Origin of the sequence: Bordetella sp. 15P40C-2 (assembly GCF_009763235.1) — a bacterium.
Classification (GTDB): domain Bacteria; phylum Pseudomonadota; class Gammaproteobacteria; order Burkholderiales; family Burkholderiaceae_B; genus Bordetella_A.
In genome coordinates, this window is the sequence record NZ_WSJA01000003.1 from 41,886 (window position 1) to 54,169 (window position 12,284).

Consider the following 12,284-nt stretch of genomic DNA (forward strand, 5'->3'; position numbering starts at 1 on the left):
GTAGGAGTAACGATGAGCCCTACCCCTGCCGTGCGCGCGCACGACGAACCGCAGAACGCGTTTAAGGAGACCGCCGCGCAGTTTGTCGCGGCGGCGACTACAGAGCTGCATGGTATCCGGTCGCGCACCGAGCCCGAGGATTTGGCGGCCGAGTTGGACCGGCTGAACAGTGCTGTACGTGCGAGCGCCGGCAGCATCAGCCCGTATGCCCAGCCTGCGGACTTTCTGCAATCGTTGTTGCAGCAACAGGATACGTCGAACGAGGCGGTAGCGGTCGCCTCGCGTACGCATGTCCCGGCGGGTGAGCCTATGTCGTTAGCCGAGGCTGCACGTCGGATGGCCAGCGGCGAACTAAGCGCGGTGCAGTTGACCGAACAGGCGCTGGCGCGCGCAACGCAGTGTCAGCCGACGCTGAATGCGTTTATCGAGATTTGGGCGGATAAAGCCATGGCCCAGGCGCACGCGGCCGATGCCGAGCGCGCACGCGGTGAGCTGGGCGGTCCATTGCATGGTATCCCTCTGGCGCACAAGGATTGTTTTGAGATCCAAGGTCATGCGGCAACGATCGGGTCACGTGCACGGCCTGCTGTGCCCGCAACAACCGACGCGCATGCAATACAGCGCTTGAATCAGGCCGGTGCGATTACGCTAGGCGTACTCAATCTAAACGAAATGGTGGCAGGTCCCACCGGACAGAATCCGGCGTTTGGCGACTGCTGCAATGCGCTGGACCCCTCACGCATTTCCGGCGGATCGTCCAGCGGCTCGGGCGCCGCGGTCGCCTCGGGCGCGGTGTTTGGGTCCTTGGGCAGCGACACGGGTGGATCGATTCGTCTGCCGGCCTCGGTGCATGGCTTGTATGGCTTAAAGCCCACCTATGGCCGCATTTCTCGCGCTGGTTGCTTTCCGCGCGCCTTCTCGCTGGATTGCCCGGGGCCGCTGGCGCGCACGGCAGAAGACTGCGCCATCGTGCTGGAGGCGGTGGCTGGCTGGGATGCAAAGGATCCATCGACCTTGCCTGCGCCGGTACCGGCCTATTCCGCATTGCTTGATAGCGCCGCGGAGAAAAGCCGTATCGCGGTCATAGGTTTGTCCGAGGCAGACGCCTGCCATCCGGAGATCGCCGCCGTGTTTACCGACTTCGTACAACGCGCCGAGCGAAGTTTCGGATCGGTACGCGAGGTCAGTTTTCCGCAGCTGGCGGCATGCTACGCGATGGGTGACATCATTTCCAAGGTCGAGGCGGCGACACTGCACGGCCAATGGATGCGCACCTCACCGGATGCTTATTCGCAGGCCGTGTATTCGCGCACAGAACCTGGCCTGCATGTTTCTGCCGTTCGCTACCTCGAATCGTTATTGGTGCGAGCACGCGTGTTGGAAGAATTCCTCGCCGGACCCATGGCGGACCACGACATCCTGCTGTGCCCGACCGTGCCGATCCCCGTGCCCTTGCGCAGCGAGGCCGATATGGAGAAAAAAGGCATTGTGTTTGGCGTCGTACCGCAGATCACGCGCCTGACCCGGCCGTTCAGCTATTTGGGAGTGCCGGTGCTCAGCATACCTATCGGCTTAGACCGCAATGGCATGCCAGTAGGCGCGCAGGTGATTGGTCGCCCGCTCAGCGAGGCGCGTCTCTTGGCGTTCGCACATCAGATGTCGCGGGCATGATCCGCGTTTAACGATTATTGGATGATGACGATGAAGATCTGGGATCAGTATTTAGGCGAAACCGATAGGGCCGTGTTGGAACGTGGCCGCTTTGCCCGCCGCATGGGTTATGGCGAGCGGCCCGCCATCATCGTCATCGATGCACAACGTTATATGGTGGGGGAGGAAGGTAAAGATTCAGAGTGGCCCTCGAGCTGCGGGGCCGTCGGTCGTACTGCTTTAGAACAGATTAAACGTGTCGTCGAAACGGCACAGGGGAACGACATTCCCTGCTTTTTTACGTTATTTCAGCTTGACCCGAATGGTAAAGATATTGGTATCTATGGTCGCAAACGCGACCTACTCGACAGCCCGCACTGGTGTTTGGCCGACACGCCGGGGGCACAATTGGCGCCAGAGCTCACGCCCGGCGCAAGCGATCTCGTATTCGTCAAGAAAAAACCCAGCGGGTTCCACGGTACGCCGCTGCTGGGCTACTTGGTCGACCGTCAAATCGACACCGTCATCGTGGTCGGTGGCGCGACCAGCAACTGCATCCGCGCCACGGTGTTCGACGCCTCTTCCTACAATTTCCGCACCATTGTGCCTCAGGAAGCGGTCTTCGACCGCATTCCTGTCTCCCACGCCATCAGCTTATTCGACATGGATAGACAGTTTGCTGATGTCGTATCGGTAGAGGAGGTATTGGACTATCTGCGTGATATCGGGCAGCGCCGGGAACGACGTGCCAGCCACGTTTAAGGTGCTGTTGCGCAAGCGGCAGGCAGGCGATCTGTCGCTCGCCTGCCGCACCGCTCAAGCCCCTGAGCACTACATCGCTTTCAAGAAGTCCTCAAAGGGCACGCCCGTTTCCGCCCCAACACGCGCCAGATCGCTAAGCGTATCGGCGGGCAATAGCAGCCCGACACGCCGATTGCGTTCGTTGGCATCGGCCTCCAATTCGCCCGGGTAGCAGACTTTCTCGTGACCCGGCGCCACGGGCACGCTTTTGAGCGAGGCGATGTATGCCTCCATTCTCTCGTTGAACTCGGCCATGGGTTGAAGGCGTGCGATATCGATGGCCATGATGAAATGCCCGGCCATACTGCGATTGACGGAGTCATAGGGGCCATGCACTTGATCCTGAAAGCCGCTGCCGGACAGGACGCCGGACATCACATCCACCATGACGCCAATCGCATAGCCTTTATGGCCTGCCATGGGCAGGATGAAGCCTTTAAGCGCCGCCTTGGGATCTGTGGTGGGGTTGCCTTGCGCATCCACCGCCCAATGATCTGGGATGGGTTCCTGGCGATTATTCGCAAGATAGATCTTGCCGCGCGCCACGCCGGAGTTGGCAATGTCCATGACCATGGGCGCATGGCGGCCGGCGGGCACGGCGAGCGACCAGGGATTCGTGCCGATTTTCTTTTGCAGCCCGCCCCAAGGAGCCATGTTCGGGCCCCCGTTGCTCATCATCAGCATGGCGCAGCCCTGTTGCGCACCCCAGCGGGTGAAATACATGCAGGTGCCGAAATGGTTGGAATGGCGCACGGAGACCACTCCCACGCCATGCGCGCGGGCGCGGCGCACTGCTACTTCCGTGGCGCGCTGGGCAACTACGGGTCCGACGCCATCATTGCCATCCAAGACCGCCATCGCAGCCGCGTCGGTCACCGTGTCCAGTTGCGTCACTCCACGCATGGCGCCGGATTTCAGCCTGGCGTAATACCAGCCCAGGCGTAGCAGCCAATGCGACTGATGTCCCCATAAATCTGCCTGTACCAAGGCATCGGCCGCGAGATCGGCATCGTTGGCAGGAACGCCTGCCCGTTCGTAGACTGCGGTGGCGAAGCTTTTTAATGCCTCGGGGGACAACGGCGTATGGCCAGTTCACTCATGGATCGCATGGACATCTTCACTTCATGTATTGATTTTGGTACCGCGGTGGGCGATGCACTGCTTTGACCGTGTCAGTTCGGTATGGAAGCGTTTGTCGAATCTCTCGCGCGACATGCCGCCAAGAACGAAGGCGCCATAATAATATTCCTGGGAGGCGGGCAAGCTGCCGCGAATAGAGCGGCATTCGCGCCAACCGCGTCGCCCGGCGCGGTTTCGTTTCACTAAACGATCCGAGCCTGTAGGCGCCATCGTAGTGACGGCCCATGCGCATAACAATATTCCTTTATACATATAGCGAATGGAACTTTGTTGTTTGCGCCGCGCGTTCCTATCATTTCATTCACTACTGCACCGCCCCCCGTGGGCGATACATGGAATTCAGCAGCGAATGATACGACGCAACTTTCTTTCTTTGTCTTTACTCGGACTCGGATCGGCGCTGCCGTGGGCGAGCGCACGGGCACAGAACACACCTGCCGGCACCAAGCTTGTCATCGCGGATCAAAGCGAACTGGTGCGCAATCTACTGCAAGCCAGTGGCGAACGCGATAAATTAAATCTGGAGCTGCCGAACTTCGCTGGCGGCCCGGCGATTTATGAAGCCATACGCGCGGGCGCGCTCGATGCCGCCTATGTGGGCGATACACCCCCGATACAAGCACGCGCCGCCGGGACATTACTGCCTATCGTGGCCAGCTTCACGCGCGATCGCGCACAGTACATCCTCACGACGCGCCCAGGGCTGACCATCGACAAGCTCGCCGATTTAAAGGGCAAGAAGCTCAGCTATATCGAAGGCTCGGGCCGCCAGGTCTATCTGATCGAGGCGCTTAATCGCGCGGGGCTGGGGTTATCCGACGTCGAGCTGGTTCATCTGCGCGTCGCCGATCTGCCCGATGCGATCCGATCCGGCGCGGTGGATGTAGCGGTGCTGCAAGAGCCGCATGTGACCCGCCTGGCGAAACAGGTCGGCGCCTCACCTGTGCGTGATCCGCAAGAGCGCAACATCTTGCCTTCGACGAGCTATTTCTACGCCCGCCCGGATGTGCTGGCCGACCCCGCAAAATCAGCGGCTTTACGCGAGTTCATTGCTGCGTTCACACGCGCCGCCACCTGGAGCAATGCGAACCAAGCGGAATGGGGCAAACATTACTACATAAAGTTCCAGCGCATCTCGCCTGACGATACGCAGACCATTTTGGCGTCCCAATCGCCGCTGGTGCTACAGACCTCGGAGGAAGCCATTCCTCATCATCAGAAGCTCATCGATATTTTGTATCAGGCCGGCGCCATCAAGGAGCGCTTCGACGCGCGACTATCGTTTGTGGACACCTACGACGACACCATCACGGCTTCGCGTTAAAGCCACTGCTATTGCTAGAAGGAAACCAACATGGCACAGACCTTAGTCGGCGAACTCCCCCTTGCATCGTCTGCCACTCCACGTAGCGTGCAAGCCCAGCCAAGGCCTCGGCCCTCCAATCTGGTGCCGGCACGTTTGCCGCCGGGTTGGAGATTGCTCGGGCCCTTGCTGTTGCTTGCCATATGGGAGCTCGCCTCGCGCCTTGGCCTACTGGCGCCGGAAACCCTGACCGCGCCTTCCACCGCGTTGGTCACGGGGTACGAAATGCTCGCCGATGGCACGCTGTCGGCGCACTTTCTCGCTTCGGCCGCGCGCGCTTATATGGGCCTCGCGCTGGGCGTGATCGTGGGCGTCGTGCTGGCGCTGCTCTCTGGCCTGACACGTACGGGCGAGGCGCTTATCGACGGGATTGTGCAGGTTAAACGCGCGATTCCGACGCTGGCTCTGATTCCGCTGGCGATCATCTGGCTTGGCATTGGCGAGGCGATGAAGGTTTCGCTGATTTTCACGGCCGTACTGGTGCCGATCTATATCAATACGCATGCGGCATTGCGCGGCATCGACATGGGACATGTAGAGCTCGCCATGACGCTGGGCCTGACGCGTGGCGAGTTCATCCGCAAGGTCGCGCTGCCCGCGGCACTGCCGGGTTTCTTTGTCGCGCTGCGTCTGGCCGTGGCCCTATGCTGGACGGCGTTGGTGGTGCTGGAACTGATCAACACACAAACCGGCATCGGCTATCTCATGAATCGCGCCCGCGACTGGGGACAAACCGACATCATCGTCGTGGGGATCATCGTGTATGCCGCGCTCGGCCTGGCCTCGGATGCGGTCGTGCGGCTTATCGAGTCCCGCGTACTCTCTTATCGGAAGACCCTAGGATCGTGAACGCACAACAACTTTCTCGCACGCCCGTAGTGCTGCGCGATGTGTCGCGCGCATTCAATGGCAACACGATTCTCGATCGGGTTTCGCTGCGCATCGAGCCGGGGCAGTTTGTCGCGTTGCTGGGCGAGTCTGGCTCGGGCAAGACGACCTTGCTGCGCGCGCTCGCCGGGCTGGATCAGGACGCGGTGCGATCAGGAACCATCAGCGCGCCGGACAACGTATCCGTGCTGTTTCAGGACGCACGCCTCCTACCTTGGCTGAGCGTGGGCGACAACCTGAGCCTGGGATTGCGGCGTACCGATAGCCTCGTGGCGGTGCCACGCATGCTGCAAGCCGTGGGGCTGGGCGATAAGGCCGATGTGTGGCCCAACACACTGTCTGGCGGGCAAAAGCAACGTGCGGCGTTGGCGCGTTCGCTATTGCGTGAGCCCGAGCTGCTGCTGGCCGACGAGCCCTTCGGCGCGCTGGATGCCTTGACGCGACTGCGTATGCAGGCCCTGCTGTTTGAACTCGTCGAACAACGCCGGCCCACGGTCATCCTGGTCACCCACGATGTGGAAGAGGCACTGCTGCTGGCCGACCGCATCCTGGTGCTAAAGGACGGGCGCATCCAAGAAGACCACCAAATCACGCTGTCGCATCCTCGTCAGCCTCATCAATCCAATTTCGCCCATTTGCGCTTGACCCTGCTGCGCAGCCTGGGTGTCGAAACCGCCGTCATTTAACAGGTACGCCATGACTCGCCAGAAACGACAACTGCACCTTAACCTTTTTCTGATGTCGCGCGGCCATCACGAAAGCGCATGGCGTCACCCCGACGCGTCCGCGCTCGCGCTGACGGATTTGCAGCTGTACGCCAAGTCCGCGCGCATTGCCGAAGAAGCAAAGTTCGATGCGGTGTTCCTCGCCGATTCGCTGGTGGCCGTGACGGGTGCCCGCAGTGCGCCGTCCAATGGACTGGAGCCTTTAACGCTGTTATCCGCGCTGGCCGCGTCGACCGAGCGCATAGGGCTGATCGGCACCGTTTCGACGACGTATAGTCATCCCTACACGCTGGCGCGCCAGTTCGCGTCCCTCGACCATATATCCAGAGGCCGCGCCGGATGGAATATCGTGACGTCCTGGGCGCCGCAGGCTGGCGCAAACTATGGATTGGCACAGGATGTCGAGCATGGGGAACGCTACCGTATTGCCGAGGAGTTTCTCCAAGCGGTGGACCGACTGTGGCACAGCTACCCTGCGCGCGCCGTGTTGGATGATCGCGCCAATGGCGTCTACCACGATGCGTCGTTGATTCAACCCGTCGATTTCGAAGGCGAGTATCTGCGCACGCGTGGGCCCTTGAATATCGCGGGCAGCCCGCAGGGACGGCCGGTGTATATCCAGGCAGGGCAATCCGACACCGGCCGCGCATTCGCCGCGCGCTGGGCCGAGGCGATTTTCACCGCACATACGAACAAGGAATCGGCACAGGGTTTCTATCGCGACATCAAATCGCAGGCGTCCGCTTTGGGGCGCAGACCCGAAGACATACTCATCCTGCCCGGCATTAGCACGGCTATCGGTTCCACACGTTATGAAGCTGAGCAGGTGTGGGAAGAGCTGAATGATCTCACTAGCCCCGAGGTGGGATTGACACGCTTGTCGAATCGCTTTGGCGGACACGATTTCTCCGGCATCCCGCTAGATCGCAAGCTCACTCGCACGGACTTCCCCGACCCCAATGCAGTGGAAGCATCCAAAAGCCGTGTAGTGGGCTACGTGGATATGGTGTTGCGCGAAGGGCTGACGCTGCGCCAACTGTTGAAACGGCTGGCCGGTGCACGCGGCCACTTTACTGCTACCGGGACGCCGGAAGAGATCGCAGACATTATTGTCGACTGGTACGAGACGGGCGCAGCCGATGGCTTTAACGTGATGCCGCCGATCTTGCACAGTCAATTTGAATTGTTCACGTGGGAAGTCGTGCCGCTATTGCGCAAACGAGGGGTTTTCCGCAGCGAGTATGAAGGCGATACGCTGCGGTCGCACTTTGGGTTGGGACCGGTGCATAGCGGATCACAACGCGATGCACAGACTGCCGAGGATCTCGCAGCCGCCTGACTATCAATTAAAAACATGCGCCGTGCGTACGGCGCATGTTCTATTTCACATCCTGATCCGTCCACGCAGCCGGCGCGCTCAAACCGAGCATCGCGCTCAGAATCAATTCGCGCAGCACGAGCTCATCGTTATGCACATTGATCATGCCGCCCGCATGCTTGAGCACGCGAAACTTCTGCGACAACGGATCGCAGTTCGACAGCAGATGCAAAGCCGAGCCCCGTACGAACTCGTATCGCCAGATGAGTTCCGCTCGCGTGAATTGCGGCAGCGCCTCGGCCATCGCATCTAAAAAGATCTGTGCATAATGGTTCAATTGCTCGCCGACAAACAGGGTGTACTCGCTGTCGGGAATGGCGCGCAGATGGTTCTCGATACGGAGAAACAGTCGGCCGCCATCGGCGGATCGTTCTGCTTGCACTAGCGGGCGCAACAACGCGTCGAGAATGACGGGCACGGGTATCGGCAACTTGTCATACCGTTCGCGCGCCGCCTGCAGCAGGTTGCTGCGCTCGATGTTGACCGGCTCGAGGATTGCCAGCAGCACCTGCCGCACCAATGCGTCCTTGGAGCCGAAGTAATAGTTCACGGCCGCCACATTGGCGTTCGACACCTCGCAAATATCGCGTACGGTGGTGGCGAACGGACCTTTACGCGCGACGAGTTCCTTGGCCGCCAGCAAGATACGCTCGGCGGCCGGCAAGCCAGCGGGGTCCTCCCGAGAGGTATGCATTACCGCAACTGTGGTCACGAGCCGCTCCACGATTAAATCAGTTGTTTTATCCGATCAGTATAAACAGAGATCAAAAGCGCAGTCCCAGGTGGTTTGTGCCCAAATTTCTCACAATTTCAGTACAAACCCTAGTTTGTGCAACGCACAAAACGCGGATAGCATTAAACAACAGTTTGAATTTGGCAGTGCACACAACAGTTGCCTGATGGATGAGCCGGACCACCGGCCGCGCGGGCAGCACAAGGGGCTAGCATGTCTGAATTCCTCTCGTCTTCCGAGACAGAGCGGATTGGACAGGATCGTTTATCCGTCTTGCTCGCGCAAGCGGATTTCGAGCTGACCGAGCCGTACCTGTCTGAACTGCGCGACGCATATCGCTTCGTGAAACGCATGAGCGCAAGGGTTCATCGGGATTACCGATACGATGAAGAACCCGCCCATCGGTTTGATCCCCGCGCCTTCGAGCTATCGGGGGAAACGCGATGAGCAGCGACCTGACTTTTCTCACGATCGCCGAGGCCAGCGATCTGATCGCCAACAAGGCACTTTCCCCCGTCGAGCTCACGCAGGCTTGCCTGGACCGCCAGGCCGCCGTGGATGATGCACTGCACAGTTTCCTCACGCCGACACCGGATCTGGCTTTGCAGCAAGCCCGCGAGGCCGAAACGCAGATCATGCGTGATGGCCCGCGCAGCGCGATGCATGGGATTCCTTATACGCTCAAGGACATTTTCGAGACGGCTGGCATCCGGACGACCGGGCAATCGCGCTCGCTGGCCGATCATGTGCCTGCCACGGATTGTCAGGTGCAAACCGCACTGGCTGCGGCGGGCGGCGTGCTGCTGGGCAAGACCACGACGTGGGAATTCGCCCACGGCGGCCCGTCGTGGGACGTACTCGGTCCGCCCGCGCATAACCCCTGGAATACCTCCCGTCATCCCGCCGGATCTTCATCGGGTTCGGCCGCCGCGGTGGCGGCAGGGCTTTGTCTGGCCACTATTGGTTCGGATACGGGCGGCTCGATACGTCAACCCGCGGCCGCCTGCGGTATCGCGGGCATCAAGCCCACGTATGGTCGCGTCAGTCGTCGCGGCGTGCTGCCCAACTGCTTTAGCCACGACCACGTCGGGCCGCTGGCCTGGACCAGCGAAGATCTCGCGATTTTGATGAACCTCATCTCGGGCTATGACGCACAAGACCCCGGCAGTGCGCGCGAGCCTGTGCCCGCCGACTATCGGGACGCGCTTTGCGGTGACCTCGCCGGGTTGGTCGTCGGCGTACCATGGCAATGGATCGATGAAGAAGCGCCGATCAGCACGCCGAATCGTCAGGCATTGCAAGACGCACTCGCCGTGATGCAGGACCTGGGCGCGACCGTGCGTACGGTGACCTTGCCGCCCCTCATCGAGTTCAACGACAGCAAGCGCGTCATCGCGATGACGGAACTGTTCTCCATTCATCAAGCCACGTTACGCTCGCGGCCGGATCTATTAGGCAGCAGCCTGCGCTATCGCATCATGGGCGGCGCGCTGCTGCGGGCGGAAGACTACGTACAGGCCACGCGCATGCGAGCGCGCCTGACGGCAGCCACGCAACACGTGTTGCGCGAAGTCGATCTGTTGGTGTTGCCTTGCAATGAGCCCGCTGGCCTGCTGCAGGAAGGCAACCCCGAGTCGCTATTCGAATCGCTGAGCTATACCGCGCCGTTCAACGTGTCCGGGAATCCGGCATTGTCCGTATGCAATGGATTTGATGGCGACGGGATGCCGCTGTCGCTGCAAATTGTGGGCCGCCTCTTTGACGAAGCGACCGTGCTGCGCGCGGGCGATGCGTACGAGAAGGCCACGCCGTGGCGACAACGGCGCCCGAATGTGCAGGGGTTGGCGCGTGAGGCTGAACAAGCACGACAGCAGGCGCGAGCCGCTTAAACCCACGTATTGATTCCTTCTTCGCTACAGGTCAGGCGCATCACGCATGCGCCTTGGGAAAGTATTGCCCTTCTGATCCGATCACAGGAGAACCACCTTGAAGATCAAACGCTTTACCCTTTCCGTATGCGCGGCGCTTGTCATGGCCCTGCCGATGGCGGGTTCGCATGCCGAGTCAGTGTTGCGCGTGGCATCGACCACCGCCGATGTTCCGCTGACCACGGGGCAGCCGAGCCAGGGCGCCGAAGGCCAGCGCTTTGTGGGTTATACGCTATACGATCCGCTGGTGCGCTGGGATCTGTCACGCGCCGACGCGCCCGCCAAATTGGCGCCGGGTCTCGCGTTGAGTTGGGAATCGGATCCAGAGCCACATAAGGTGTGGACGTTCAAACTACGCCCTGGGGTGAAGTTCCATGATGGCTCAGCCTTCGATGCGCAAGCCGTCGTGTGGAACCTGGACAAAGTCCTCAAGCGTGACGCGGTGCAATTCGATCAGGCCCAGGCCGCGCAGGCTAGCCAATATGTGCTCAATGTCGCCTCCTATCGCGTGGTGGACCCGATGACCGTCGAGATCGTCACCAAAGAGGCGGATTCGGTGTTTCCCTACATGATGGCCGGGGTGATGATCAGTAGCCCCGAGCGGTTCAAGGAAGTCGGGCAGGATTGGACCAAATTTGCCAACAAGCCTTCCGGCACGGGCCCGTGGATGATGGACAAACTGGTGCCACGCGAACGTATCGAGATGGTGCGTAACCCGAACTACTGGGATCCCGCCCGCGTTCCCAAGACAGATCGCCTGGTGGTCTACACCATGCCCGATCCCAACACGCGAGTGGCGTCCTTGTTATCCGGGCAAGTAGATTGGATCGAAGCGCCGCCGCCGGACACCATTCCGCGTCTGAAATCGGCGGGCATGAATATCGTCACCAACATTTATCCGCATATTTGGCCCTATCAGCTGAGCTATTCGCCGGATTCACCCTTCCGAGATTTGCGCATCCGTAAGGCCGCCAACCTCGCCATCGACCGTGAAGGGCTGGTGGAATTCCTGGCAGGAACGGCGATGCCCGCGCAAGGCGCGGTCGACCCCAATCATCCTTGGTTCGGCAATCCCAACTTCAAAATCAAGTATGACCCGGAGCAAGCCTTGGCGTTGATGAAGGAGGCCGGCTATGGGCCCGACCGCCCATTGAAAGTCAAGTTCGCGATCTCGACCGCGGGCTCGGGCCAGATGCAGCCGCTGCCCATGAATGAGTTCATCCAGGAAAACCTGAAGGCCGTGGGCTTTGACGTGGAATTCGTCGTACTCGAATGGGAAACGCTGCGCTCGCAACGGCGCGCGGGCTCCGATGACCCGGTGAACAAAGGCATACATGGGATCAACAATAGCTTTGGTTATTGGGATCCGTTCATCGGGCTGATGGGGACATCCGGCTCCACGCAACGCCCGCCCAAAGGCTACAACTGGGGCGGATTCTCGGACCCCGAAGCCGACAAGCTGGTCGAGGCGGCGTTCAACGAGTTCGATCCCGCCAAACAGGACCAGATCCTCGCCAAACTGCATGAGCGTATGGTGGACCAGGCCATGTGGATCTGGGTCGTGCATGACCTCAACCCCCGCGCCATGAGTCCCAAGGTAAAGGGCTTTGTGCAAGCACAAAGCTGGTTCCAGGACCTGACGCCTGTGTCGGTCGAGTAATCATCGAGGGCCCAAGCC

11 protein-coding genes are annotated in these 12,284 nt (G+C 60.5%); 9 read left to right on the forward strand and 2 right to left on the reverse strand.

The genetic code is table 11. The features are described 5' to 3' along the window. Positions 1-12: 12 nt before the first annotated feature. Together GOQ25_RS02325 and GOQ25_RS02330 are read left to right on the forward strand one after the other, a co-directional pair. Positions 13-1,671 (forward strand): amidase, encoded by a 1,659-nt coding sequence (locus GOQ25_RS02325; protein ID WP_160348835.1) that lies wholly within the window; start codon positions 13-15, stop codon positions 1,669-1,671. 21 nt (positions 1,672-1,692) lie between these two features. After that, entirely contained in the window at positions 1,693-2,412 is a 720-nt protein-coding gene (locus tag GOQ25_RS02330) for a cysteine hydrolase family protein (protein WP_202109296.1), read from the forward strand. A 69-nt stretch (positions 2,413-2,481) separates the two neighbouring features. Here the strand turns inward: GOQ25_RS02330 and GOQ25_RS02335 are convergent, their stop codons facing one another. Continuing rightward, complete coding sequence (locus GOQ25_RS02335) at positions 2,482-3,528, reverse strand: Ldh family oxidoreductase (RefSeq protein WP_160348836.1); 1,047 nt, start codon at positions 3,526-3,528, stop codon at positions 2,482-2,484. 412 nt (positions 3,529-3,940) lie between these two features. Between GOQ25_RS02335 and GOQ25_RS02340 the strand changes: the two genes are divergently transcribed. The 4 genes from GOQ25_RS02340 to GOQ25_RS02355 are packed head-to-tail and all read left to right on the forward strand — an operon-like array spanning position 3,941 to position 7,906. After that, the gene (locus GOQ25_RS02340; protein WP_160348837.1) at positions 3,941-4,915 is read left to right on the forward strand and encodes an ABC transporter substrate-binding protein; all 975 of its coding nucleotides are present in this window, start codon (positions 3,941-3,943) and stop codon (positions 4,913-4,915) included. Between the two features lie 30 nt (positions 4,916-4,945). Further along, the gene (locus GOQ25_RS02345; RefSeq protein ID WP_160348838.1) at positions 4,946-5,803 is read left to right on the forward strand and encodes an ABC transporter permease; all 858 of its coding nucleotides are present in this window, start codon (positions 4,946-4,948) and stop codon (positions 5,801-5,803) included. Then, positions 5,800-6,528, forward strand: coding sequence for an ABC transporter ATP-binding protein (locus tag GOQ25_RS02350; RefSeq protein ID WP_160348839.1), 729 nt, complete (start codon positions 5,800-5,802; stop codon positions 6,526-6,528). Before GOQ25_RS02345 ends, GOQ25_RS02350 begins: the two co-directional genes overlap by 4 nt. 10 nt (positions 6,529-6,538) lie before the next feature. Then, on the forward strand, positions 6,539-7,906 hold the full coding sequence (locus GOQ25_RS02355) for an LLM class flavin-dependent oxidoreductase (protein ID WP_160348840.1): 1,368 nt from the start codon (positions 6,539-6,541) through the stop codon (positions 7,904-7,906). Between the two features lie 40 nt (positions 7,907-7,946). On the opposite strand, the gene GOQ25_RS02360 is transcribed toward GOQ25_RS02355, so the two are convergent. Further along, positions 7,947-8,657 (reverse strand): TetR family transcriptional regulator, encoded by a 711-nt coding sequence (locus GOQ25_RS02360; RefSeq protein WP_160348841.1) that lies wholly within the window; start codon positions 8,655-8,657, stop codon positions 7,947-7,949. Between the two features lie 234 nt (positions 8,658-8,891). On the opposite strand from GOQ25_RS02360, the gene GOQ25_RS02365 reads away from it, so the two are divergent. The 3 genes from GOQ25_RS02365 (at position 8,892) to GOQ25_RS02375 (ending at position 12,266) form a co-directional block, all read left to right on the forward strand. Continuing rightward, positions 8,892-9,125 (forward strand): hypothetical protein, encoded by a 234-nt coding sequence (locus tag GOQ25_RS02365; protein ID WP_160348842.1) that lies wholly within the window; start codon positions 8,892-8,894, stop codon positions 9,123-9,125. Beyond that, positions 9,122-10,567, forward strand: a complete 1,446-nt coding sequence (locus GOQ25_RS02370; RefSeq protein ID WP_160348843.1) for an amidase — start codon at positions 9,122-9,124, stop codon at positions 10,565-10,567. The genes GOQ25_RS02365 and GOQ25_RS02370 overlap by 4 nt, the downstream gene beginning before the upstream one ends. 97 nt (positions 10,568-10,664) lie before the next feature. Beyond that, entirely contained in the window at positions 10,665-12,266 is a 1,602-nt protein-coding gene (locus GOQ25_RS02375; RefSeq protein ID WP_236844458.1) for an ABC transporter substrate-binding protein, read from the forward strand. Positions 12,267-12,284: the final 18 nt, after the last annotated feature.